Genomic DNA, 24227 nt, shown 5'->3' on the forward strand with positions numbered 1-24227 from the left:
TTAGCTATATGGCTAAAAAACTTCCACCTATTACCGAAGAAGAGTTCAGTGAGCTGATTCGTCATATCACAAAAAGAATGTTGATTGGTGGGGCTATTGCGATTCTGATTGGGGTTGCCATCATTGCAATAACCGCATTCTTTAACAGCTGATACATCTTAGGTTTGAATAGCACACCCGTTGTCCACAAAGTCCAAGGCGCTGAAGATGAATAGAAATCATAGTTCGCAGAATCGTCCTGCCGGTCAAGACCCTTATCCGGCTGATGATGACGCCACTCGTATCATTCCCTCCTATGATGCTGGGTTCTACGACGATACCCCTACAGAGGTACTCTCTCATGAGGATGGGCCAACGCGCCCTTTTAATACTCGTAGCACGCAGAAGGGTTCCTCCTATGATTTTGACGCCCCCACTCAGGTGATAGGCGGAGCATCGAACTACCATCAACAAGGACACGGACACTATATGGAGGAGCCTCCAACGGCTCCATTCAATCAGTATTCGGCTTCGGCTCCTCCGCAGAGGAACTCTTCGCAGCCTTCAGGTTCTCAGCCTCAAACAAGTCATGCTATTCACCCGAAGACTGGTATGCCGGTGCGCCTGATGCAGATGCAGTTATTACCGTGTTTCTTGGGTTGGATTGTTGGCTACACCCTTTTTGGTTTTCTTCTAAACTTCTATGACCTTGCAATATCGTTATTAGGGGATCGTTTCGGTTTAACATCCTCTTACGGTTCAGAACATACAAGCGCAATTCAGGCAATGTTAACAGCGTCTGAAAGCACTATGAGCAACATACAGTTATGGGTGGTAAGCACCGCATTGCTCTATGGTATTGCTTTTTCTTTTGCCGGTTATACGGCAACTCGTCTGACACGAGTTAGCCCGTTTAAACAGTCTTTGGGCATTATGCTTTGGCACGGTCTTTTCGTTGTCATCACGGTTATTTTCTCTTTTATTCCTGTGGTCGCTCAGCCGTTCCATATCCCCTCGCTCACGCTATTATTTGCAGAGAATTTCCCGTATGGGTTCTTGCTATTTGCGGGGTCGGCTATCTGCATTTTTACGGGTTCGTTGTTGGGCTCTTTCTTTGGGCTAAGGTACGGCAAGCAGGTCGTTCAGGAGCAAGAACGTAACATAAGAGATTAAAATTTTTATTAGGCTTGCGAAGTATAAAATTTAGCACGTCTTATTAACTAAAGTTGTAAGATGTTACTACATCTAGCTGAACCTAGTTTTGGTTCACAAGAGCATAAAATAATTCATATATTTTAATGATCATTGAGGTGAACTGAACCCATATCCCACGCAGCGCGTGAGTTGGCAGGAAACCAGAGTATCTAACGGGGAAAAAATGACTCTTACACGAGTAGCAATTGTCGATGACCATGAAGTCGTGCGCGAAGGTATGCGTGCAGTAGCAGAAAAAGCAGAAGCAGTTGAGCTTGTAGCAGCTTCCCCTACCGTCAATGACTTATTAGTAGCTTTAGGGCGCAACCCCCGTAACCCCAGCACTGCAGACCTTGGAAAAATTAAACGAGACTGCGATGTTGTACTTTTAGACCTGTCGCTCCAAGACCGTTCCCGTCCTAGCGAAAACGTGGAATTATTACGTCAAGCCGGAGTCAAAGTCCTCATTTTCTCCATCGGTGAGAACCCCGCACTGATTCGTGAAGCGTTGAAGTCTGGCGCACTTGGCCTTGTCCGTAAATCTGAGCCTTTAGAACATGCACTAGCTGAGGCAAAAAATATTGCTGATGGTAAAGCTGTTGTCACTAAAGAACTCGCCGCAGCTATCGACGGAGACCACGAGTTCTCACGAGCAAATCTTTCTCCTCGAGAGCAAGAAACTTTGCGTCTATACGCTTCAGGATTCGCGCAAGTACAGGTAGCACGCCGTATGGGTATCAAACAGTCTGCGGTTAAAACTAATATCGATCGTATTCGTGAAAAATACGCGCGCGTAGGCCGTCCTGCCCCCACGAAGATTGACCTTAGAATTCGTGCTATTGAAGATGGACTGGTCGACACTATGGAAGATATTAGCAGCGCAGAACGTTACTTCTAATCAGGTAAGCACCGCAAAACATAACTGCTATACTGTTCTCTGCATTAGTAGAGATCGTAGCCCCCACTATAGGAAATAGGTTGAATAGACTCAGAACTGGAGCTACAAAAGACCTGTCACGCTCCTTGCAACAGGGTTTTTCGCTCCGGACCTTATTCTCTGGGGAATCCCGGCAGCACCGCACAGCCAATGACCTGGCGACGACCTATACTTTTGAGGTATTTTTTGCGCCCCTAGCAGTAGCTCTACTAGTACAAGGTCTTGCAATACCTAGTCACCATGTCATTGATTTTGCCCTCTGGCATATTATTTTCGCCTTATGTGTATTACTGCATTCTGCCAGTCTGATTTATCTGGGAATGCGCAAAGATGATTCGCCGAAGGTGGCTCTCTTACCCCCGTTGTTCATTGCCTACGCCGCATATCTGACCTGGCCGCTAGCAGTAACCCCTGAAACGAGCACTGCTCTCATGCCGTGGTGCCGTTTTCTTGGTCTTTACGGTCTCATCACACCCATCTGTCTAGGAAATTTCCGAACCGTTATTTATAACGTTATAGGACTTTCAGCAGCTCTTTTTGGCGGACTGATTTTTGCGTCTTATCGAGCGACATCAGAAATTCAATTAGATGAGGCTCTTGGACGAACAGTAACGTTTACGATAGCGGCGCTTATCCTCGGTACGATGTTCGCATATATCAAAGATTTTGCACGACGAACGGACTCCGTATATTCTGATGCACTCTCATCAAAACTTCAGCTTAACCGTTCAAAAGACCAGTCAAAAGACCTTCAAGAATTCGATAAGCTCGTCCACGATAATGTGATGGCAGCTCTCCTCGATGCCAGCCGTATGGCTGGACCGGTAGCAGATAGAACACGTACGCTTGCTCAACGAGCCATTAGTGTTCTTGAAGAAGAAGCCTATAAAGCTGAACCAAAGAGTTTTATCACCTTCCAAGAGCTCACCGAACAAATTGCCACAGGTGTATATCCTTGGAATACTCGTTTACGTTTCGTACCGGAAAAACGACAAACCTTCCCACGCGCTAATCCTAACAGCACCATACCAAACGACACTGCACGCGCTTTTACTCATGCCGTCACGGAGGCCGTCTCTAATAGTGCGCGACATTCTGGGACTCGAACGACCTTCATTAGTATTCGTACAGAACTGCGTAGACCGAAAAATTCCACGAAACGTGTCGATGAAGAGAAATCTTATATTTACTGCACCGTTAGCGATAAGGGGCAGGGCTTTGACCTTAAGAATCTTGATATTCGTCGCCTTGGTGTGCGCGTATCAATGATTCGTTCTATGGAAGAGGCTGGAGGGAGTGCAACTATTGAGTCAGCACATCATAGGGGCACGACCGTCACCATTCAATGGCCGAGTGATGACCATGCATAATACTCGTCAAATGTTCAATAAAAAATACCACAATATTACAAACGTTAAAAAGTATTATAATGCGCCGGCCTTCCGCGTCAGCTCACTAGCAATTTTTGTGCTTCTCTCTCTGGGATACCTTACATGGCATATATCATTAGCCGCTATCCCGCTCGGCAATGATGTAACCCTCATTGCATGCATTGTGTTGAACATGATTTTATTATTGTTCCCCACACAAAAAAGCATAAAACTCCCGCTCATTCTTTTACCAATCATCATGTTCGTTTCGATGCTTATTACGCAGTTAGCACTGAGCGACTTACCACATAACCTACGGCCTTTCTGGCTACTCTGGCCCGTTTCTGTCACCCTGATTACTTGCATTATTCTAGTGCTCCGGGAGCGCACCTATACTGCTGTTGCCATCTATATTATTTCGGCTTTATTAGTCGCTAAATGGCATCAAAATCTTTTTACCTCAACGCTCACCATTTTGGCAGAGTTCATCATTCCTGCATTTTTGATTAGAGCGGCATATATTTTCCGACAACAAATCGCTTCTATTGACAGCGTCCTCCGCCAAACAATACGACTCATTAAGCGTTTGCAATCTAATAACGCACAAGAACAAGATATTAGTAATATTGCCGCTCAACGAGTTCAAGAAGTACGAGCTTTGACCGAAGGCATGTTACACCGTATCGCATATAACGATGCTCCGATTACAGCTGAAGAAATTGATGACTTTCGTTTTACCGAGGCACAGCTGAGAGACACTATTCGTGGTCGATATATTGCGAATCGTTCCATTCTCGACGCTGCCCTTAAAGCTCGACGCAGAGGCGTCAAAGTGGATATTCTTGACGAGCGCGGTTGCTCACTCCCAGAAGCTGTTGAAAGCTCTCTGACTGAATGCGCGCTTGATTTATTAGGTCGCGCAACAGGCGGAACTATCACGATTCGCGCTTTTCCAGCCAACGACAAAGTTGCTGTCATGGTCGTTCATGATGGCAATGACGAAGATGACGAAAGCCCTTCAGCTATCGAGATTATGCAAGGAACTGGAGAAGTTATACAGTTCTAACAAGGCTGTTTCTCTCCTCTTCCCAAATAGCATATTTCCGAAGCCCCCATCGCCCATATGACGAATAACATACGATATCTTCTCGTAACGTGGAGTAAACGGCGCGAAAACAATACTTTGTAGGCTTATTTGCACTATAAAGTAAACAAGTTTAGGGACATACATTTTCAATACTTTTTGGAATAATTATTTTTATGTTGAGAGAAGTGGCAACCTCATCGGGAGGTACCAACATCTAAAAATTCTCTGGGAATGTTGGGGGACGGACCCAGAAAATATTCAACATACAAGGTGTAACACCAGGTTCTTATCAACGAAGATTGAAGAATCTTTTTGACCGTTGAGAAAGTTCTTGGGGGAGAACATCTCAACAACTCATATAAGAACACTTGTCATTCTGGGTAGTTCGCACTCATCATGAGTACCGCAGAGAATCCAGAATATAAGGCTGGTAATACACCGCCTTGACGTAAGGCCCGCAGGTTCTCGTACCTGCGGGCCTTACGTTGAGAAGAAACTCTCCCTAAATATTAAAAATATCAACCTCTGACTATTCCAAGAGCAAAGCTGGCTCTTCCAAGATGGCAGCAACATCCGCCATAAAACGAGCAGATAAATCACCATCAACCACACGATGATCAAAAGACCCGCCAAGAGTCGTCACCCAACGAGGAATCACCTCACCATCAACCACCCACGGCTTTTGCTTAATCGTGCCAAAAGCAATAATGGCAACTTCTCCCGGATTAATAATCGGAGTTCCCGTATCAATACCCAAAGCACCAATATTCGTAATGGTCATCGTCCCCTGAGCCATCTCACTCGGCTGTGTTTTACCTTCACGGGCACGAACCGTTAACTCATGGAGTGCTACAGCAAGTTCCTTCAACGAAAGCTCTTGAGCATCCTTAATATTAGGAACCATCAAACCCCGCGGAGTCGCTGCAGCAATACCCAAATTCATAAAATGCTTAATAAGGATCTCTTGATCAGTCCATGTCGCATTCACCTGAGGATTTCGAGCAGCTGCCCAAATAACAGCCTTTGCCAAAATCAACAAAGGCGTCACCTTAACCCCCGCAAACTGCTCTGAAGTTTTAAGACGTTTCACAAACTCCATGGTGCGAGTAGCATCCACATCCACAAAAATAGAAACATGCGGAGACGTAAAGGCAGACTTCACCATAGCCTTAGCAGTAGCTTTACGAACACCACGTACTTTAATCCGTTCAATACGGTCGCCACCAGAGCCCTGCGGTATCCAAAAAGACTCAGGGAAAACTTGCTCCGTTGTCGAATCTTTTTCACGCAGATGAGCCACATAATTTAATAAATCACTCTTAGTCACCTGACCATGATTTCCAGTAGGAACAACATCCGCAAGGTTAACCCCCATATCCTGTGCAGCTTTACGCACCGGAGGTTTCGCCAACATCTGCGGACGAGGAATAGAACCCACCGGCTGGTTAGCAACCGGTTCCTTCTCTACAACAGGAAGACGTTTAAGCCCTTCTTCCCACAAAGCACTCGCTTTTTCTGTCAAGGCGCTCAACGACGCCCTCGAAAAACGTCGTTCGTGAGAATCTTCCTGAACCGAATCATCAGATACTTGAGGCTGAGCAGATAACGCAGGCTGATGCTTCACCCCATCTGCTACACGGCGTTTACGGGCACGACGCTTGATAGGGTCAGCTTTAGGCCCCGAACCAACCAAAGTACCCTGGACTGAACTGCCCTGAGCGTTATTGTCTTCAGCAGCTTCGTGAGAGTTCTGCCCCGTAGACTCAGAATCCTTTTCGGAAGACGAGATAGTAGCCAACGCAGCACCAACCTCAAGAGTTTGCCCCTCCTGAGCGTGCAACTCCTGAACCACACCCGCATAAGGGGATGAAAGTTCCACCACCGATTTAGCAGTCTCTACTTCAACCAGCACATCATTAATCGCAACAGTATCACCGCAGGAAACCTTCCACAGAAGAATCTCTGCTTCAGTGAGGCCCTCTCCCACATCGGGAAGTCTAAATACCTGAGACATCGTTTGTATCCTTTCGTCTGAGGGAGATGGTTCTAATACAAGAACGAACGGTCAATAGCATCAAGAATGCGGTCAATACCGGGTAAAAATTCTTCTTCAGCTCTTGGTACCGGATAAGGCATATGAAAACCACCTACACGTAATACAGGAGCTTCTAGAGAGTAGAAGCACTGTTCTGTTACAGCAGCACTTAGCTCTGAAGATAATGACACAAAGGTACTCGCTTCTTGAACAATCACAGCACGCCCCGTCTTGTTCACAGAACCTGCAACCGTATCAACATCCAGCGGAGAGATAGAACGCAGGTCAATCACTTCAATATCGTGTCCATCGTCTAAAGCCGCTTCAGCTGCAGCTAAAGCAACCGGAACAAGAGCACCGTACGTGACCAAAGTCAGGTCTGTACCTTCTCGAAGTATCGCTGCATGGAACGGGTCATAATCATCTGCAGAAAAGTCGACATCACCCTTGAGCCAGTAACGACGTTTAGGCTCCATAAAGATTACGGGGTCGGGGTGTTGGATACTCTTTCGAAGCATCCAATACGCATCATGTGAAGATGACGGAGCCACAACACGCAACCCCGGCGTATGAGCAAAATAAGCTTCTGGCGACTCTGAATGATGTTCAATAGCGCCCACTGCCCCACCATAAGGCAAACGAATGGTTACAGGAGCACTCAACTGACCAGTAGAGCGAGTACGGATCTTAGCAAGCTGAGTTGTTATCTGGTTAAACGCAGGAAAAACAAAACCATCGAATTGAATCTCTGGCACAGGGCGTAACCCGCTCATGGCCATACCAATAGAAGTACCGATAATTCCAGATTCTCCCAAGGGTGTATCTAATACCCGTTGTGGCCCAAAATCTTGGTAAAGACCATCCGTTACACGGAATACTCCCCCGAGCTTTCCCACATCTTCACCTAAAACAATCACCTCTTCACAAGCTGACATCTCATCAGATAAGGCACGAGTAATCGCTTTAGATAACGCTAAATTTTCGTAAGTCATGTGTTTAGTCCTCGTCCTCAAAACCTTCGACATATTCACGGTAGAATGCTCTATCTGCTTCTGTTTGTGCATGCGGTTGTGCATAGACGTTATCGAAGTTTTTCTCAAAATCTTCTGGCTCAGAATTGAGTGTATAGTCTCGTACTCGTTGAGCTATCGTCGACGCTTCCTGCTGTACCTGTTCAAAAAAGGAATCTGCTACCGCATAGTAGTTTCGTAAATGCTTTTCTAAACGGATGAGAGGGTCTAGAGCTAAATATTCTTGGAGTTCTTGTTCTTCACGATATTTCGTAGGGTCATCAGCTGTTGTATGCGCACCTAAACGGTAGGTCTCTGCCTCAATCAAGACGGGGCCTTCTCCTGCCCGAATTTTTTCGAGAGCATAGCGGGTTGCTGCGACGACAGCTAAAACATCGTTGCCGTCTACTCGTAGCCCTTCGAAACCGTACCCTTGTGCTCTCGTTGCGATGGGCACACGCGACTGTGTTGTAAAAGGAACAGAAATAGCCCAACGGTTATTTTGCACGAAGAATAATACGGGAGCGTCGTAAGAGGCTGCGAAAACCATTGATTCATGAACGTCACCTTCGGTAGAGGAACCATCCCCGAAATAGACGGCAACTGCCGGTTGGGAAGAATCGCTCTGCAGTGAAGACAGACGTTTCAGGCCCATTGCGTAGCCAACAGCTTGAGGTACTTGAGCTGCAAGCACAACAGTATAGGGGTGAAAACGGTGCTTTTTGATATCCCACCCGCAGGTTCCAGAACCACGAAAAAACGGCATTAAATGTTCGAGAGGAATACCTCGAGAGAAAGCTAACGCATGCTCTCGATATGAAGGAACCACATAATCTTCGGATGATAGAGCAAACCCTGAGGCAACTTGAGCTGCTTCTTGTCCTCGGCTAGGAACCCATAGTGATAGTTGGCCTTGGCGTTGTAACGCGGTTGCTTCATCGTCGAAGCGACGAACAATCACCATTTGACGATAGAACTCTTGAAGTTCTTCTACCCCAATGTCTTTGACGTATTCACTGAACACTTCGTGTGAGGTTAGTTGAGCTGAAGCATCCATCAATTGGATCAACGGTGGAATATTGCTCGTACTGTGGTGACGTTCTACCATCGTTCCGCCTTCGTACAGATTAGTGGGTGTTACCTCCTTATACACTATTCCTCTTTGGTGGGAATACTCTGAATACTTGATGTTCTGCGTGTCCTTATTAAAGCGGTCTCACCAGTACAAATAAGCATTTTATGGGGTCATCAGAGCACTCCCACACAACGCTTCTTCACCCTCCTTAAAGGGAGCTAAAAATGTGTTCCTTCTGGGCGCTGAGGTGCATATTCAACCGATTCGCAGAGCGCAATCAAACGGTCGTTAGCTTCATCTTCTCCAATAGAAACACGAACCCCCTCGTGAGCAAAAGCACGCACAGATAAGGCACATGATTCAGCTCTTTGCGTAAAATCTGCAGTATTTTCACCAAGATTAAGCCACACAAAATTGGCTCGAGTCGTAGGAATCCACCACCCTAAATCCTGCAAAGCATGTACCACACGCTCACGTTCAGCAACGAGATATCTCACGCGTTCCATCACCACGTCACGGTGTTTAATGGATGCAATTGCGGCTTGTTCAGCGATACTGCTCACCGCAAAAGGTGTTGCTGCAACTCTCAGATATTGTGTTAGCTGAGGATGAGAAATGGAGTATCCGACGCGTAAACCGGCAAGTCCTTGAGCTTTTGAGAATGTCCGCAAAATAATAACGTTTGGATAATCAGGATAAACCGATAGCCCGTTGACCGGAGGTTCTTCTCCCGCCATAACCGGCGAAGCCTCACAGAACTCAAAGTAGGCTTCGTCGATGACCACCACAATATGTGAAGGGACCCGATCTAAGAAGGAACGGAGCTGGTGTTCTGTAACAGATGGCCCAGTAGGGTTGTTCGGTGTGCAAACAAGAATGACACGAGTTTTCTCAGTGATAGCTTCGACCATCGCGTCTAAATCGTGTGCGCCCTCAGCAGTGAGAGGGACCTGAACACTCTTCGCCCCAGCTAACCCCACACAAATAGGATATGCCTCAAAAGAGCGCCAAGCATAAATCACCTCATCTGCACCACCCTCAGCAGATGTTCCAGCGAAGGTCGCAAGAATCTGATTGAGTGCACCGAGGCTACCAGCACCGGTTACGATATCGTCAGCAGGTACTCCGTGTTCCTCGGCGAGCGCGTAACGTAGTGAGCTACACAGGGGGTCGGGGTATCGGTGAGCTTGAGTGAAGTTCTCAAGAATATGCGCCACTTCTGGTACTGGCCCGAGAGGGTTCTCATTAGAAGAAAGTTTATATTGTTCAAGTCCAGGTACTGGTTGTGGTGCTTTACCAGCAGAATATTGAGGTAATTGGGAGAATACTGCCCGTGGAGAGGGCAGTTGAGTGTTGTTATCGCAAGAAGGATTGTTCATAGTTTCGAGTGTAGTTCTTTCTGTTTTTCTTTTACACCTCCGTCTTGTTCATCTATGTTGGGGTGTTGTTGAAGTGTTGACGTTTTGTCTTATCTTTTTGCAGGATGGTAGTCATACCAGTATTCGTTGAAGGGGTTTTCTTCTGGCGTTAGGTAGTCGTTGCTGATGTCTTCTATTTTTTGGTGGGTGCTCGCGATTTTTCCGGCTTCTCCAGGAAGGTTCTGGGCAATAGATGAAGCAAAATGTGCCCCAACATGTGTGCCTGTTCTTAGGTCGTGAGCAAGTATTTCGGGTTTGCTGAGGTTTCTGGGCAATGTGGATCCAGCAATAACCGACAGCTTGGTTTTATGCTGTTTTTTCGAGAACTTTTTCATCATAGGTAGAGGCTGGTGCGCTCGTGGATAGTTTTCGGTGCTGATACGGTATTGGCGGTATCCGTGTTCGGTCGGGGCATGACGGCTCACTAATCCGGCAAAATATGATGTACTTCCTTGCCATATGGGGTAATGTCCAAAAATTTGTGTTGTTTCTCGAATTTTTTGGGCACGTTCTTGAGTTTCTTGAGCGCCGGTAGGAGTTTCTCTGTAGTGTGTCTCTAACATTGAGACGTTTGGGGTACGTGTGCTGTTGAGCGATGTTCCTTGGATACGGGTAACGCCGTCATCTTGGTCGGCAAGGACTTGTATGGGAATGTCTGTCGCTAGGGGCAAAGAACCGATGGGTGCGCCTTGAAGATATATTCCTTGTACATTGTGTTTTTTACGGAATTGTTGATGTGTTGATGCAACTGCAGCTATTGCTCCGCCTTGGCTAAATCCGGCTAAGTAGATGGGTGTATCTGATGGCAGGTTTGCCTGTTCTAAGGCAGTATCTAATAGTTGTAGTCCAGCAGAGCTTTCTTCCATCGGTGTTTCTGGTGAGTCTGTGACGGAGCTGAGGTTACTGGCGACACCAAGAGGACCACCATGTAAAGTGATACCGTCTGTATCGGTTCCTGGGACGTAAGCAACTACACCGTGGAGGTGTCCTGATTCGTCTTGGATGTGTTGTAAAAAGACGCCGTCGTATTCGACGTTGATTCCTTCTTGGTGTTGTAACTCATCAATAGTGTTGACGCCAGAGGATATGATATCCAAGTTATGTGCGTAATCAGCGGGGCTTTGAGGAATAACAAGTTGCTGTTCTATGTGTTCAAAGGTTGCATTGTCAGAGGCATCGTATGTTTGCACTCCTGATAGGTTTAATGTTCTGAGGTATCCTCCACGGTGGAGTTTATCTTCAACATATTCTGTGGCAGTTCTGCTGAGGGAGCTGATACCGTAAAGCTTCATTTTTTCTGCTCGACGACGGTTTGCGTATTCTTCACCGTTATATAGGTAGTCTCCCCAATACCCCATACCGAAGAAAATTCGTTGTCCTAAGAAACTCGTGATTGGACCAGCAACGGGCATCAGCGTTGTTGCGTCAGCAAGTGGACCGCCTGAACTAAAGAGTGAGCCCATCCAATACATGGCTGCCGGTAGTTGGGTTTGGCAGGTGCGTAAAAGCTCCGTAGCAATGTAATCAGCTTGTTCGTAGGCGATACTTGTTTGTTCGAGACGAACGGCAAGGTCTAGTTGTTCACTGGCGCGCTGTGTGCTGCACTGAGATAGTTCTAGGATTTCTGTGCCCAGAGAAAGACCTTGAGGGTGTAGGGCAAGTAGCTTCATCACATCAGCAGATATGATGCTCAGTTCTTGCGCAACCTGTTGATTTATTTCGTGCGTGCGGTGTAGGTGTGTTGAGTATTCTTTGAGGCTTGTCGTGTCTACTCGCAGAAGGGTGGTGTGCCCTTCTCGGATATTTCTCATCACTGTAGCGTGAGATTCTTTCAACCTTATAAGAGAAGAAGTCATGATGGGGGCTTTCTACGAGTAGGTAGGCAGGAAGTTCATCAATGGGTGGTGAAGGAGAGACTCTAGAGCTATTTGAGTATTTCTAACACTCTGTGTGTGGAGGATTTCGACACCGGTTATTGCAGCGTCACCGTATCGGTGTGCTTCTATGATGGCGTGATCTACCGCAACACCAGTAGCAGCGATAAGAGCGCTAAGTCTTTCTGCCTGTTGTGCTAGTTCTTCGCCAGCATGGATGAGGTCATGAGATTTTTCTTGAAGTTGATGTTCTAGATACTGTTGTGAGTGTTCTTCCTCTTCGATGAGCCGGTAAAAGTTTTTAGATGCGAGAGAGTCCCATTCCATCTGTGTTTTTAGGTGGAGGGTGCGTTGAATCTGTCGTTGATTTTCTTGTTGTTGGTCGAGGCGTTGGGCAAGTTGTTGTGTTTGTTCGCGGATGTGATGTCCAAGGTGAAAAAGTCCTTCAGCAGCAGGAGCACTTCGAGAAGTTCCTAAGCCATGCTGTTGTGCAAGAAGAAAAAGGTGTCGTTCTTCCATATCCATATGTATGGTCTCCTCAAAGGTGCATTTCTCTGGTGTAGGTGTTCTAGAGATACGCTAAATGAACAGTAGCAGTGAAGGGGAAAGAGAAGAAAAATTGTGGATAATATCGAGGCAAATGATGTTCTAAGTCGTATTTTCCACAAGATTGAAAGACAAGGTTTCTTGAGTATGACGCAACAGTAACTGCGCTTTTGACCTTTTCTGAGTTATCTCAACCGCAACTGGCATATCCCATGACAGAATAGAAATATGTCTCAACCTGATCTTTGCATGACTCTACCCAATGGACGACGTAGCCTCACTGGCTCAGCTATCGCGTTAGGCCCACTGGATGGCCGTTATAAAACGGTAACAGAGCCTCTCGTCGATTACCTCTCAGAAGCGGCTCTTAACCGTGACCGTATCCACGTCGAAATAGAGTGGTTCATCTACCTCTGCAAAAATAGTGTGCTTCCGGGGCTTTCACCCCTCACCGACGAACAAGAGCTCGCATTGCGTAGCATTGTCACCGAATTCTCTCCTGAGGATATTAACGAACTAGCGGAAATTGAAGCAACGACCGTCCACGACGTCAAAGCAGTGGAATATTTTATTGGTCGCCGCTTAGCAGCTATCGGGTTAGAACATCTAACTCCGCTCGTACATTTTGGGTGTACCTCAGAAGACATCAATAACCTTTCCTACGCTCTAGGTATTAAAGACGCAGTACACCACGTATGGATTCCACAAGCTGAAGAACTCATCACACAACTTCGCACCATGGCAGAAGATTCCGCTCATACTCCCATGTTGAGCCGAACCCATGGACAGCCAGCGACACCAAGTACCGTAGGTAAAGAATTAGCAGTCTTCGCCTACCGTCTTAATCGCCATCTTAACGCCGTCAAAGAAGTGCAGTTTCTCGGCAAAATCAACGGTGCAACAGGTACTTTCTCTGCACATGTCGTTGCTGCACCTAACGCTTCGTGGCTTAAAATCTCCGAAGAGTTTGTCACTTCATTAGGGCTAAGCTGGAACCCGCTCACGACCCAAATTGAAAACCATGATTGGCAAGCAGAGCTATACCATGCCATGTCACGGTTCAATCAGGTGCTACACAACCTCTGCACCGATATCTGGAACTATATCTCTATCGGTTTCTTCCGTCAGATTCCTGTTGCCGGAGCAACAGGTTCTTCAACTATGCCGCATAAGGTCAATCCCATTCGCTTTGAAAATGCTGAAGCGAACCTTGAAATTGCGAATGCTCTTCTTGGCACGCTCAGCGCCACATTAATTCAATCACGCTGGCAACGAGACCTCACTGACTCATCCTCACAACGTAATATCGGTATTGCCTTTGGCCATTCTGTTCTAGCAATGTCTAACGTCGTCAAAGGACTCAAACGTCTAGATGTTGCCGATGATGTGATGGCTCAAGACCTTGACCAGAACTGGGAGGTACTTGCTGAGGCCATCCAAATGGTCATGCGTGCCGAAGCGATCGCGGGTGTTGAAGGAATGGAAAACCCGTATGAACGCCTCAAAGAGCTCACCCGCGGACAACGTGTTGACGCCCAACGCCTCCAAGAATTTGTTGCCTCATTAGGGTTAAGCGCGCAGGCCCAGCAACGCCTATCCCAGCTCACCCCCGCACTGTACACCGGTATCGCACCCGACCTCGTACAGTTTATGAACCGTAGCAACTAAAATAGTGGTATCAACGGCTGAGGGTTGCACACCTCGTTATGAGGTGTACAACCCTCAGCTATATCTATGAAGCGATACGACCTACCCGAGAATTATTCTGCAATTTCTCCCTGAATAATTGAAGAATCTTTCTGCGCCTGTTGTTGAGCCTGAACAGAATCTTCAAAACGTGGTGCTCGCTCTGCAAAAGAAAGCGAAGCAGGGAACATCGGTGGAACCTCACCAAACGCTTCATGAGCTGCTTCAACAACTTTGCGTCCTAACGCCAAGTTAGCTCCACCGCCGACCACAGCACCAATACCAAAAGGTAAAGCACGGCCCAAAAGAGCACCTGATTGGCGTGTTAAGAACCGTTTCACAAACATATTGCGGATAGTGCGTTCTACACTAAAGAACTTCTGAGAATCTTTGCCCATCATCAGCCCCCACTTATTGGAGATACCGGCGGCCTTACCAGTCTGAGACATCAAAGTACTCATCAGAACAGCACCATCATCACCTAACATGATGCCCATGACCATGGCGCGTGCAGCTTCAGGGTTATCAACGTGTACGCCGTGAAGCTCCGCTAACGCTTGTACGTATAAGGCGGTACGTTCAAGATAGCCTCCTACCGCGAGGGCTGATAAGCCAACGGAGGTTGCAGTTCCCACACCGGGAATAAAAGCTGAAGCACCTACAGCACCACCACCGATGGTGATATCACGTAGATAAATAGTCTCCAAACGTTTTGCAATTTGTGCCGGTGACTCTTCAGGATGGCGTTCGCGAACTCGCATCACCATCGACACCACCAAAGGACGCTGAATCCTCAAAATGGTATCAAGGCTTTTCGTCAACGCCGGTTTTGGTTTACCGTCAGTATCAAAAGGGTTCTTCATAGAATCAAACATGCTTTTAGTAAACCACCTTAGCTACTATTTTTCAGCTTAAAAACGCCTATTCGGCGCTAGCAGTCACCTGAACAAGAATGTCTATAAAACTTTTGTTTTCTCAGAACATCACCAAACATCCAACAGGTCTGCATATTTCTTGTAATTACAAGGTTCTTCTGAACCGAAAACTTAACGCTAAAATAACTATTCTGCTGTTACACCCCATAACCGCAACCACGACCTCCCCCACTACCATCTGCCGAAAAGAAAGTAAATTTGTCTACATTACCGCTACGTACGATACGCCCCTCTGCACACACCGCCGGAGTATGGCTCGTCTTAGGTTCTTGCTTCTCACTACAATTTGGCTCAGCCTTCGCCGTCCACCTCTTCCCTCACATTGGCGCATGGGGTGTGAGCCTCTTACGCCTAGGCTTCGCTTCACTCATCGTCTTAGCATTCATCCGGCCTAATGTTAGAGTATGGAACACCCAACAATGGAAAGCTACCATCCTCTTCGGCATCTCATTAGGTCTCATGAACGGGTTCTTCTATCAAGCAATCGCCCGCATCCCTCTCGGATTAGCGGTCGCTATCGAGTTCGTGGGCCCACTCGTCTTAGCCATCGTCCTCTCTCGACGACTCATCGACTTTCTTTGGGCGCTCCTTGCCGCCACAGGACTTATCATTCTCGGAGTAGACGCCCTGAACGACTCTTCACATGTTGACCTGCTAGGCGTTCTCTACGCTCTAATTGCCGGCGGTTTCTGGGCGGCATACGTTATCACTAGCACCCGTTTAGGAGCCGTCATCCAAGGCAGTTCAGGACTCGCCGTAGGACTCTTCATTGCGGCACTCACATTATTACCCGTAGGAGCAGCCGGCGCCAGTATCGTCTTAAACGACATCAAACTACTACTCTTTGCCTTAGCCACCGCACTATTCTCATCACTAGTTCCAGCAACCTGCGAATTCGCGGCGCTGCGCAGAATACCCCAAAATACTTTCAGCATCCTCCTCAGCTTAGAACCAGCTATTGCGGCACTTGCCGGTTGGATACTGCTTGCGCAACATACGGGTCTCTACCGGTGGATTGCAATTATCCTCCTCGTTATAGCAAGTATCGGAATCACCGTCAGTTCCCGTTCAAAAGTTGTCGGGGCAAACGTCACCCTTCGCAGAAAAAGAAAAACCTCATAGGCTCTTCACAAAATCAGCAACCTGCCATGTATCTAAAACTGCACCAGGATGTGGCCCTGCAGCCTCTAAAAAGGCTCTACTCGACTCATCTAACACATGACGACTACCCACCAGAATCAAGTTGCCAGCCTGTTTCGCCGTCAGCATTGAACATTCGCATAAACACCACACATGCTCAAATACCTCTAACATGTGTTGAGCTTGAGAAGCAAAGAAGCTCAAACCGGGATCATCACCAACATTCACTAAAAGAACACCATCATCACTCAAAACACGTTGCGCTGATTCATAGAATCCGCGTTGCCGTAGATGTTCAGGAGCATCCCACCCCGAAAAAATATCGAGCACTATAGCGTCTACACCAGCTGGACTATCTAATAGTTGCGGTATCTGCGCTAACACCTCACGAGCATCAGCAACAACAGACTCACATTGCGTACCCGGCGGCAACGGAAGATGAGCAGTCACAAATTCAACGAGTTCTCGTTCAATATCGACAGCTACCTGGACAGAGCCAGGACGTGTTGCTTGAACATAACGCACAAGAGTTAACGCACCAGCACCTAAATGGGCAATACGCAATGGCTCCCCAGCATCAGCAAGCACATCAATCACATTGCCAATACGACGAAGATACTCATAAAAAATAGTCTCCGGAGACAACAAGTTAACATGAGACTGCTCTGCAGCACCAAGACAAAGAATATACGACCCTTGATTCATCTCATCAGGAATAATACGGGCCATAAGCCCCGATGTTGATAGGCGAAGAGAAGGATAAGCCACCGAGAGTCCTTAAGGAAGATTTCGATAATGTTGCTCAGAACCAAACGATTCTGGTTCTAACTGAAAAGTAGAATGTTCGATACTAACATCAAAATGTTCTGCTACACAGGCTTGTAAATGACGCAAAATCTCAGCACTATGACCCGAGGTAAAACATTCTTCTTCTAAAAGAATATGCGCTGTCAACACCGGTAAATCCGAAGAAATCTGAGAAACATGCAAATCATGTACCGCAACGACGTGTTCTTGAGATTCCAAATGTTTTTGCAATTCTTGAAGATCAAGATTACGAGGAGTCGATTCCAAAAGAACCTCAAATGTATCGCGAAGAAGCAACAACGTCCGAGGAACAATCAGCACCCCAATACACAAAGCAACAACAGCATCTGCACCGTACCACCCCGTTGTGCTCATCACCACCGCAGACACAATAACAGCAACAGACCCCAGAGCATCATTAACAACTTCTAAGAAAGCAGCCCTCATATTAAAGTTCTGGTGATCACCACCGACCAAGATAACAATCATCATAAGGTTGCCGATAAGACCAACAACACCAAAAATCAGTACTTCAGCGCTTGCGATAGGTTCTGGGGAGAAAAAGCGGCGTACTGCTTCAACAATGACGAGTGCCCCAACCCCCAATAGAATCGAGGCTTGGAACATTGCAGAGATAATTTCGACACGTTTCCAGCCCCATGTGCGACGGTGTGTGGAAGGCCGTAGTGCAAGCCGTGAAGCAATCAGAGCAACTGTCACACCTAGTGCATCGGTTAGTACGTGCACGGTATCCAAAAGAAGAGCTAAGGAACCAGTGAGAAAAGAACCAAAAAGTTGCGCGGCACAAAGCCCCCATGCAATAGCTGCAACGGCTAAAAGCTTACGGGGATTTGTCGAGGAATGAGAGTGATGATGTCCCTGATGAGAATGGTGTGAGTGTTCGCCCATAAATGTAATTCTTTCCCGATAGTCTTAGGGAAAATATGCTATCACTTAGGGTACGAAGTGAGGAGAGGAAAAGTCTGAAATCACACCGTTTTAGAGATTGGTTTTGAGCTGGCGTTGTTGAAGCAGAGGGAGGTTCTCTCGGGTGCGGTTCACCTGTGTCAGGTCAATATTGACGACAGCTAGAGCAGAGGTTTCGCCCAGTTCACAGAGAATTTCTCCATGAGGTGCTATGGCACGAGAATAGCCGATACCGGTGGGCATGCCGGAGCTCGGTGTCGGTGATAGTGCTTGGTCTACAGCAATAACATATGAGCCGGTATCAAGAGCACGAGCGCTGGTCAGTGTCTGCCATTGTTCGCGTTTATGAGGGCCATCTGCCCAAGATGCAGAGACGACCATACATTGTGCGCCGACCGCTGCCAAATGCTGGTAGAGCTCGGGGAAACGTACATCGTAGCAAGTACTGAGCCCGATACGGACTCCTTCGACGGTAACGAGAGTTGGTTCTTTACCGGCGATGATATGTTCAGATTCGCGGTATCCTAGGGCATCGTATACGTGTATTTTGCGATAATATTGAAATCTTTGCTGATTATCCGAATTTTTCGTATTATCTAGGGGAAATGCGCAACTGAGTTGGTTATAAACTCGGTGGGCGTCTAAGGGTTCAGGGGCGAATCCGCCAGCAATGATGTGGATACCGAGTTCTTGCGCGAGAGCAATAAGATTTTGTTCCCAATAGTAGTAGTGACAACGAGTTTGAGCGCGGAGGTCTTCCCCAAAGGGGAACATTGTTGCTTCGGGGAAGACCACCAGCTGAGCACCTTGTTGTTGAGCTTGTTCAGCGTAGTCTTGAACCGTTGTGAGATTTTCAAAAATGTTCGGTGTTGAGTGTATCTGCGCTAAAGCTATTTTCATGGTGCGTTCTCTGATTAGCTTCTGTGTTATTCGGTGATTCCAGCAGCCTTTTTAAATTCTTTGACCATATCGGCTGCGTCGGTTGAGGAATTGACATTTTCAAGGACTTTTCCATCTAGCACGAAGCTTGGAGTTCCTCGTACTCCAATTTTTTTACCTTGTTCAAAGGATGCTTTGATGATTTCTTCTGTTTTGCTGGCAGAATAGTCCGTTTTGAATTGGTCTATGTTAAGGTCGAGTTCTTTAGCATAGTCAGCGAATTTTTGGTAGGCGGCTTCTTCATTTTCAGATTCGCCCCACATCTTTTGTTCAGAGAAGACCTTTTCGGAGAAAGGGATGTATTTCTTCTGGTTTTGTGCACAAATCATTGCGCGTGCTGCAGAGATAGAGAAACGGTGCATAGGTAGTGGAAAGTTTTGAACGGTGACGTTGAGGATACCGTCGAGTTTTCCGGCTGCTTCGAGGTAGGCGGGGTCAGCTTTTTTGCAGTAGGGGCACTGGTAATCGGTAAAGAGTGTGACGGTTGGTTTGTCGTTGAGAACGGTATTGAGGTGGTATCCGTTGTCGTCTCGTACACCGGTGTCTACGGCTTTGGTGTTGCCGTGAGATGAGGCGGTGCTATCTGTTGTTCCGCAGGCGGTGAGTAGGAGTGTTGTAGCGGTGAAAGCGCTGACGCCAAAGAGAGTACGTCGGGTGTAAGGGGTATTTGTGTTCATGGTTGGTTCTCCGTTCCTATGATGGTGCTATTACTAGAAAACCATAGTGTATTGGTGTTTCTTGAGCACGCACCGTCATGAGACACAAAATATTTGCTGTGAACTGGCGTAAGAACGGGTGTTCTGGTACAGTGTTTTTCGTTCACTTTAGGGTGGATTAGGCCTCCATAGCTCAGGGGTAGAGCATTTCCCTCGTAAAGAAAAGGTCGTCGGTTCAAATCCGACTGGGGGCTCGATATTCAGCGCTTTTACCATGGTCATGGTAAAAGCGCTGTTTCAGTTAACGGGCTTTCTTTTTCGTTGAACTATTCGTCGAGGTGTCGTTATTAGGTCTCTTTGAACTCTTTTTAATGCTTTCCCAAGAAAATATATGTTTGCTTTGTGTGCCTCTAGATACAGTAACTATAAAGCGTTATTGTATTAGTACACTCGCTTTTAAAATTTTCTCATTTTGGAGGAAACTCTCTCATGCAACGGGAGCATTTCACATTCGATAAGCATCGAACAGGACTCCGTTATTCGCGCGGTTTTATCCTGCTCTTTTTAGTCGCACTCCTACCCTCAGCAGGTATCTGGTTCTTTTACCGTTCCCTTTTTCCTATAGATTCGTCTCTTGTAGGCACAGTAATCCTCACTATTGTTACAGCATTATCTTGGGCGTACCTCATCGGGTATGCAGATGACCGGCACACTGCAGGTTAACAGTTAAGGCGCTAATTACGCCACAATCCGTAAGTTTTCGCAAGTTCAGAAACTTTACGTGCACGCGCCAAACGTGGAAGGTATGAACCGTCTTTGGGAACTGCACCATTTGTTGATTCGGCTAACATTTCGCGTGCCCATTGAATTTCTTCTTCACTAGGAGCAAGCGCAATATTAATAGTTTCTGCTTGCTGAGGGTCAAGAAGTAATTTTCCGGTCATACCGTGGCTTGAGGTCACAGCGCAGTCACTCATCAAAGAGCCACCGTGTTTACCTAGCGAAGGGCCGTCAATAGGACCAGGCAAGCCGCCAACACGTGACGCTAACACAAGTTGAGAACGCGCGTAGGATAAGGCGATAGGGTCATCCGAGACGCCTGTATCTCGACGAAAATCACCCACTCCGAAGGCTAGACGGAACGTCCCCGGTGCACGCGCAATATCTACCACGTTCACCATACCTAAGGCAGATTCCACTAATGCAATAACCGGTGTACCAGCTGGCATCATCATCGCAGTTCGAGTCACTTCATCGGGGTGCTCAGTTTCTGCCAACATGACTCCGCGTAGTCCTTTAACGTTGCTGAGTGCTTGAACGTCTTTCTTCCAGTGTTCTGTTCTCATGCCGTTGATTCTGGCCCAAGTACTGACTTCCCCGTTGAGCAGTTCAACAATTTTTTCACGCGATTCGTCTTTAAAATCTTCAGGTGTCCCATCTTCAAGATCGATGAGGATGGAATCTGATTCTGACTCTAAAGCATTTGCGATATTTTCTTCAGAAGAAGCGGCTGAGACAAGTAACCAGCTGCGAGATAGGCGGGCAGGCAACGATGCGGCACGTTCATTGCGGTGAAAATGTGGCATGAGAGCTGTACTCCTAATGAGCCGATGATATTGTTCATCTCCAGTGTATAGATAGAGTCCTCAAGACTCCTAGAACTATGACGGTCTGAGAGCAGCTTTATCGAAAATCAATAGCCCTTGTCATATCCTCTAAAAATAGTTAAAACATCACATTTAAGATTCCTTACATCATAAGGTGTTTTATAGAACCTCGGAGTAGAGTGAATAGGTCGTAGCCTCGGCCTCTGAATATTTAGGAGTTTTAGTGCCTTCACCTGCATCACCTGATATACACGGTAGTTCTTCGTGGCTTGTTCCCGGTTCTCGTGAGCTACGCATGATTCTTATTGGACTGTTGTTAACGGTTCTTTTAGCTGCGCTAGATCAGACCATTGTTGCTACCGCATTGCCCACTATTGTTGGTGATTTAAACGGATTAGAGCATATTTCGTGGGTTATCACGGCATATATGATTTCTTCGACCATTACCTTACCCATTTACGGTAAGTTAGGTGACCTTTACGGACGAAAAACTCTCTTTCTATTTTCGGCGGTGGTTTTTCTTGTCGGTTCAGTGCTCTGTGGTGTGGCAGGGTCTATGTGGCAGCTTATTCTTTTCCGAGCAGTTCAAGGCATCGGTGGAGGTGGAATTTTTACAGGTGCAACAGCTATTCTTGCCGATGTGTTAGCGCCACGCGACCGTGGACGCTATATGGGCCTTATTGGGGCAGCTTTTGGTATTGCGTCTGTTGCCGGTCCTTTATTAGGTGGTTTCCTAACTGATGCGCTGAGCTGGCGTTGGGTCTTCTACGTGAATCTTCCATTAGGTGCTCTTGCGTTGTTCTTTATCCTCAAGTTTTTGCATCTTGGTACACCAAAACACGCTACGCCGCCACGTATCGACTATCTCGGTATTATTCTGATGGTTCTTGGTTCATCATCGCTTATTCTGGTGTCGAGCTGGGGCGGAACCGTGTACCCTTGGGGTTCTCCACAAATCAGGGCTCTCATCGCCTTAGCGGTAGTCAGTGTTGCGCTCTTTATTGCGGTGGAGTTACGCGTTAAAGAACCGTTGATTCCTTTAGGTATTCTCAAAGACCCTAATGTGTGGGTTTGCGTTTTCATGGGAGTCGGTGTCTCTGCTGCGATGATGAGCGTGGGCGCGTACCTTCCGACATTTTTCCAAATGGTGTGGGGTGTTTCTGCAACTGTTGCTGGTCTGATGATTCTTCCTATGACTTTTGCTCAAGTTGCCGCCACAATCATTTCAGGTCGTCTAATTTCTGCTACAGGAAACTATAAGTTGTATCTTGTTGCTGGGCCGGCTTTGATTATTCTGGGGCTTTTTGGGTTTAGCCTTATCGACCAGCACACATCGTACCTATGGTTATCGGTGTTGATGGTCGTAATTTGTGTTGGTATTGGTTTTACGTTGCAGAATACTCTGCTGGTTGTTCAAAATAGTGTTCCTCCACGTGATATTGGGGCAGGAACTTCTACAACAACATTTATCCGACAATTAGGGGCTTCTCTAGGAATTGCTGTTTCAGGGTCTTTATTTATTGGTAATCTCACGGCTTTTACACAACAACATTCTGCTCAGATGACAGCGCAGTCTCTCAACGCTCAACAACTCAGTTCGCTTACTCCACAGGTTTTGGCGTCTTTGCCGGAGACTGCTCAACAGCTAATTGCTGAAGCATTTTCTACGGCGATGCCTCCTATTTTCTTGTTCTCTATACCAGCGGTATTGTTGAGCTTTGTTCTCAGCTTTTTCATCCGACAGGTACCTCTACAAAAATAGGGGTTGAGAGATGTTCAATGGGCAGAATCTTCGCAAGGGAAGGTTCTGCCCATTTTTCTCGATGGATAGTCCGCTATATTTTCTAAAGTTTACGGGCTTTTTCTTATGCGCTTTTTTGCTGAGCTTTTGTATGTACGGACGCAAAATGCCGATCTTTATACCGTAACGCGGGAACTTCAATGCACCTATACATCAGGATGCCAAGAGTTAGACCGCTTGCTACGAGTGTTAGCACTAAGGCTGGGCGGGGAAGCATTTCAAGGTGTGGCTCAAGAAAATGGTAAAGAACATCGTGAGAGATATAGATGCTGTAGCTTGCTAGTCCTAAGAGTTGTAGGCCTTTCCACCGTAAAATATTCATCAGCTGCTCACCAAGTTTTTCACGAATCGCAATTTGCCCCCATAGAATCATCATGGCTGCGGCAATAGCTTGAATGGTGTAGCGAATTGTTTGACGGAAGAACTCATCGCGAATGAGCAGAGACACAAGATATAGAAGCACGGCAAGAATCACGATTGTGTTACGCCCCATGAGAGGAACAGTTCTACCGTCGCGGATTCTTCGCGTATTTCGGAACCGAGTACCAACGACACGGCGACCTTGAACTGCTGGAGTATTGCGGTAGGTAAAGAACCATAGTGCAACTAGCGTCCCTAGCGCAATAGCTTCAACACGAGTTCCTGTACCAAAGTAGATACGGTCTCCGGTGGCGTGGTGAAGGCTTAAATATATGCGAGAGCAGATTGAATAGATGATAGCGGTTGAGGCAATGCCTGCCACAATTTTTTTATAGTGTTTGCTTTTCACTGCGAAGAGCCAGATGAGTGCAAAGACAAGGTAGAACTGTTCTTCAATAGACAGGCTCCAGGTCACAACAGAACCGGGTAGAACTGTTACCTGTGAGTCTAGGTAACGCCAGTTGAAGAAGAAGAATATTTGTCCGAGGAAGTCGATGATATCGATTTTTCCGCCAAGGCTCATATAAATCAGCGTGGGGATAATTAACGCTAGGAGCATAGGTGGGAAGATTTTGATGAGACGTCGCATGTAGAATCCGCTGACGTCAAATCCTCCGGTTTGTTCTCGCTCTCTCAGAAGTAAGAATGTGATGATGAAGCCGGAGATGACGAAGAAAATGGTGACGCCAGAACCGCCAGGGACAAAGCTAAGACCTGCATGGGAAAATACGACGAGTAGGACGGCAAAAGCTCTCATAGCGTCGATGTGGGCGTAGCGGTTCAT

General features: G+C 46.9%; 22 protein-coding genes and 1 tRNA gene. 10 read left to right on the forward strand and 13 right to left on the reverse strand.

Translation table 11 applies throughout. The features are described from left to right. Nucleotides 1-8: 8 nt before the first annotated feature. From ACN083_RS01405 to ACN083_RS01425, 5 genes are all read left to right on the forward strand, one after another. A complete protein-coding gene (locus ACN083_RS01405) occupies nucleotides 9-152 on the forward strand; it encodes a hypothetical protein (RefSeq protein ID WP_419101043.1) in 144 nt (47 codons plus the stop codon). A gap of 55 nt (nucleotides 153-207) precedes the next feature. Continuing rightward, the gene (locus ACN083_RS01410) at nucleotides 208-1152 is read left to right on the forward strand and encodes a hypothetical protein (RefSeq protein ID WP_419101044.1); all 945 of its coding nucleotides are present in this window, start codon (nucleotides 208-210) and stop codon (nucleotides 1150-1152) included. Between the two features lie 205 nt (nucleotides 1153-1357). Continuing rightward, the gene (locus ACN083_RS01415; protein WP_419101045.1) at nucleotides 1358-2071 is read left to right on the forward strand and encodes a LuxR C-terminal-related transcriptional regulator; all 714 of its coding nucleotides are present in this window, start codon (nucleotides 1358-1360) and stop codon (nucleotides 2069-2071) included. 80 nt (nucleotides 2072-2151) lie between these two features. After that, nucleotides 2152-3480 (forward strand): ATP-binding protein, encoded by a 1329-nt coding sequence (locus ACN083_RS01420; RefSeq protein ID WP_419101046.1) that lies wholly within the window; start codon nucleotides 2152-2154, stop codon nucleotides 3478-3480. Continuing rightward, nucleotides 3467-4546 carry a hypothetical protein gene (locus tag ACN083_RS01425; RefSeq protein ID WP_419101047.1) on the forward strand — a complete coding sequence of 360 codons (1080 nt, stop codon included), beginning with the start codon at nucleotides 3467-3469 and terminating at the stop codon, nucleotides 4544-4546. The genes ACN083_RS01420 and ACN083_RS01425 overlap by 14 nt, the downstream gene beginning before the upstream one ends. Before the next feature lie 550 nt (nucleotides 4547-5096). Here the strand turns inward: ACN083_RS01425 and ACN083_RS01430 are convergent. From ACN083_RS01430 to ACN083_RS01455, 6 genes are all read right to left on the reverse strand, one after another. Then, entirely contained in the window at nucleotides 5097-6581 is a 1485-nt protein-coding gene (locus ACN083_RS01430; RefSeq protein ID WP_419101048.1) for a dihydrolipoamide acetyltransferase family protein, read from the reverse strand. 32 nt (nucleotides 6582-6613) lie between these two features. Continuing rightward, nucleotides 6614-7594 carry an alpha-ketoacid dehydrogenase subunit beta gene (locus ACN083_RS01435; protein ID WP_419101049.1) on the reverse strand — a complete coding sequence of 327 codons (981 nt, stop codon included), beginning with the start codon at nucleotides 7592-7594 and terminating at the stop codon, nucleotides 6614-6616. A 4-nt stretch (nucleotides 7595-7598) separates the two neighbouring features. Then, nucleotides 7599-8720, reverse strand: a complete 1122-nt coding sequence (locus tag ACN083_RS01440; RefSeq protein ID WP_419101299.1) for a thiamine pyrophosphate-dependent enzyme — start codon at nucleotides 8718-8720, stop codon at nucleotides 7599-7601. 185 nt (nucleotides 8721-8905) lie between these two features. Then, nucleotides 8906-10066 (reverse strand): histidinol-phosphate transaminase, encoded by a 1161-nt coding sequence (locus tag ACN083_RS01445; RefSeq protein ID WP_419101050.1) that lies wholly within the window; start codon nucleotides 10064-10066, stop codon nucleotides 8906-8908. 89 nt (nucleotides 10067-10155) lie between these two features. Next, nucleotides 10156-11961 carry a hypothetical protein gene (locus ACN083_RS01450; protein ID WP_419101051.1) on the reverse strand — a complete coding sequence of 602 codons (1806 nt, stop codon included), beginning with the start codon at nucleotides 11959-11961 and terminating at the stop codon, nucleotides 10156-10158. Nucleotides 11962-11973: 12 nt separating this feature from the next. Further along, nucleotides 11974-12504 carry a hypothetical protein gene (locus tag ACN083_RS01455; RefSeq protein WP_419101052.1) on the reverse strand — a complete coding sequence of 177 codons (531 nt, stop codon included), beginning with the start codon at nucleotides 12502-12504 and terminating at the stop codon, nucleotides 11974-11976. A 249-nt stretch (nucleotides 12505-12753) separates the two neighbouring features. On the opposite strand from ACN083_RS01455, the gene purB reads away from it, so the two are divergent. Beyond that, complete coding sequence (gene purB, locus ACN083_RS01460) at nucleotides 12754-14193, forward strand: adenylosuccinate lyase (protein ID WP_419101053.1); 1440 nt, start codon at nucleotides 12754-12756, stop codon at nucleotides 14191-14193. A 92-nt stretch (nucleotides 14194-14285) separates the two neighbouring features. Here the strand turns inward: purB and ACN083_RS01465 are convergent, their stop codons facing one another. Further along, entirely contained in the window at nucleotides 14286-15086 is an 801-nt protein-coding gene (locus tag ACN083_RS01465) for a di- and tripeptidase (protein ID WP_419101054.1), read from the reverse strand. Between the two features lie 258 nt (nucleotides 15087-15344). Between ACN083_RS01465 and ACN083_RS01470 the strand changes: the two genes are divergently transcribed. Then, nucleotides 15345-16268, forward strand: coding sequence for an EamA family transporter (locus ACN083_RS01470; RefSeq protein ID WP_419101055.1), 924 nt, complete (start codon nucleotides 15345-15347; stop codon nucleotides 16266-16268). Here the strand turns inward: ACN083_RS01470 and ACN083_RS01475 are convergent. The 4 genes from ACN083_RS01475 to ACN083_RS01490 form a co-directional block, all read right to left on the reverse strand. Next, nucleotides 16263-17015: a spermidine synthase gene (locus ACN083_RS01475; protein ID WP_419101300.1), complete on the reverse strand. Its 753-nt coding sequence runs from the start codon at nucleotides 17013-17015 to the stop codon at nucleotides 16263-16265. The genes ACN083_RS01470 and ACN083_RS01475 overlap by 6 nt on opposite strands. Before the next feature lie 48 nt (nucleotides 17016-17063). Further along, the gene (locus ACN083_RS01480) at nucleotides 17064-18002 is read right to left on the reverse strand and encodes a cation diffusion facilitator family transporter (RefSeq protein ID WP_419101056.1); all 939 of its coding nucleotides are present in this window, start codon (nucleotides 18000-18002) and stop codon (nucleotides 17064-17066) included. Nucleotides 18003-18092: 90 nt separating this feature from the next. After that, nucleotides 18093-18920 (reverse strand): nitrilase-related carbon-nitrogen hydrolase, encoded by an 828-nt coding sequence (locus ACN083_RS01485; protein WP_419101057.1) that lies wholly within the window; start codon nucleotides 18918-18920, stop codon nucleotides 18093-18095. Between the two features lie 26 nt (nucleotides 18921-18946). Continuing rightward, nucleotides 18947-19636 (reverse strand): DsbA family protein, encoded by a 690-nt coding sequence (locus tag ACN083_RS01490; protein WP_419101058.1) that lies wholly within the window; start codon nucleotides 19634-19636, stop codon nucleotides 18947-18949. 161 nt (nucleotides 19637-19797) lie between these two features. Between ACN083_RS01490 and ACN083_RS01495 the strand changes: the two genes are divergently transcribed. After that, nucleotides 19798-19869, forward strand: a tRNA-Thr gene (locus ACN083_RS01495). A gap of 235 nt (nucleotides 19870-20104) precedes the next feature. Further along, complete coding sequence (locus ACN083_RS01500; protein WP_419101059.1) at nucleotides 20105-20338, forward strand: hypothetical protein; 234 nt, start codon at nucleotides 20105-20107, stop codon at nucleotides 20336-20338. Nucleotides 20339-20349: 11 nt separating this feature from the next. Here the strand turns inward: ACN083_RS01500 and ACN083_RS01505 are convergent, their stop codons facing one another. After that, nucleotides 20350-21201, reverse strand: coding sequence for an HpcH/HpaI aldolase/citrate lyase family protein (locus ACN083_RS01505; protein ID WP_419101060.1), 852 nt, complete (start codon nucleotides 21199-21201; stop codon nucleotides 20350-20352). 244 nt (nucleotides 21202-21445) lie between these two features. On the opposite strand from ACN083_RS01505, the gene ACN083_RS01510 reads away from it, so the two are divergent. After that, complete coding sequence (locus tag ACN083_RS01510) at nucleotides 21446-22984, forward strand: MDR family MFS transporter (protein ID WP_419101061.1); 1539 nt, start codon at nucleotides 21446-21448, stop codon at nucleotides 22982-22984. 103 nt (nucleotides 22985-23087) lie between these two features. On the opposite strand, the gene ACN083_RS01515 is transcribed toward ACN083_RS01510, so the two are convergent. After that, a complete protein-coding gene (locus ACN083_RS01515) occupies nucleotides 23088-24227 on the reverse strand; it encodes an acyltransferase family protein (RefSeq protein WP_419101062.1) in 1140 nt (379 codons plus the stop codon).

Source organism: Rothia sp. CCM 9418, assembly GCF_048512825.1.
Lineage (GTDB): Bacteria > Actinomycetota > Actinomycetes > Actinomycetales > Micrococcaceae > Rothia.

What these genes read in the sequence shown, in the direction of transcription:
- ACN083_RS01405 (WP_419101043.1), top strand. Translation starts at nt 9, where the DNA reads ATGGCTAAAAAACTTCCACCTATTACCGAAGAAGAGTTCAGTGAGCTG.
- ACN083_RS01410 (WP_419101044.1), top strand. Translation starts at nt 208, where the DNA reads ATGAATAGAAATCATAGTTCGCAGAATCGTCCTGCCGGTCAAGACCCT.
- ACN083_RS01415 (WP_419101045.1), top strand. Translation starts at nt 1,358, where the DNA reads ATGACTCTTACACGAGTAGCAATTGTCGATGACCATGAAGTCGTGCGC.
- ACN083_RS01425 (WP_419101047.1), top strand. Translation starts at nt 3,467, where the DNA reads ATGACCATGCATAATACTCGTCAAATGTTCAATAAAAAATACCACAAT.
- ACN083_RS01430 (WP_419101048.1), bottom strand. Translation starts at nt 6,581, where the DNA reads ATGTCTCAGGTATTTAGACTTCCCGATGTGGGAGAGGGCCTCACTGAA.
- ACN083_RS01435 (WP_419101049.1), bottom strand. Translation starts at nt 7,594, where the DNA reads ATGACTTACGAAAATTTAGCGTTATCTAAAGCGATTACTCGTGCCTTA.
- ACN083_RS01440 (WP_419101299.1), bottom strand. Translation starts at nt 8,720, where the DNA reads ATGGTAGAACGTCACCACAGTACGAGCAATATTCCACCGTTGATCCAA.
- ACN083_RS01445 (WP_419101050.1), bottom strand. Translation starts at nt 10,066, where the DNA reads ATGAACAATCCTTCTTGCGATAACAACACTCAACTGCCCTCTCCACGG.
- ACN083_RS01450 (WP_419101051.1), bottom strand. Translation starts at nt 11,961, where the DNA reads ATGACTTCTTCTCTTATAAGGTTGAAAGAATCTCACGCTACAGTGATG.
- ACN083_RS01455 (WP_419101052.1), bottom strand. Translation starts at nt 12,504, where the DNA reads ATGGATATGGAAGAACGACACCTTTTTCTTCTTGCACAACAGCATGGC.
- purB (WP_419101053.1), top strand. Translation starts at nt 12,754, where the DNA reads ATGTCTCAACCTGATCTTTGCATGACTCTACCCAATGGACGACGTAGC.
- ACN083_RS01465 (WP_419101054.1), bottom strand. Translation starts at nt 15,086, where the DNA reads ATGTTTGATTCTATGAAGAACCCTTTTGATACTGACGGTAAACCAAAA.
- ACN083_RS01475 (WP_419101300.1), bottom strand. Translation starts at nt 17,015, where the DNA reads ATGGCCCGTATTATTCCTGATGAGATGAATCAAGGGTCGTATATTCTT.
- ACN083_RS01480 (WP_419101056.1), bottom strand. Translation starts at nt 18,002, where the DNA reads ATGGGCGAACACTCACACCATTCTCATCAGGGACATCATCACTCTCAT.
- ACN083_RS01485 (WP_419101057.1), bottom strand. Translation starts at nt 18,920, where the DNA reads ATGAAAATAGCTTTAGCGCAGATACACTCAACACCGAACATTTTTGAA.
- ACN083_RS01490 (WP_419101058.1), bottom strand. Translation starts at nt 19,636, where the DNA reads ATGAACACAAATACCCCTTACACCCGACGTACTCTCTTTGGCGTCAGC.
- ACN083_RS01500 (WP_419101059.1), top strand. Translation starts at nt 20,105, where the DNA reads ATGCAACGGGAGCATTTCACATTCGATAAGCATCGAACAGGACTCCGT.
- ACN083_RS01505 (WP_419101060.1), bottom strand. Translation starts at nt 21,201, where the DNA reads ATGCCACATTTTCACCGCAATGAACGTGCCGCATCGTTGCCTGCCCGC.
- ACN083_RS01515 (WP_419101062.1), bottom strand. Translation starts at nt 24,227, where the DNA reads ATGAACCGCTACGCCCACATCGACGCTATGAGAGCTTTTGCCGTCCTA.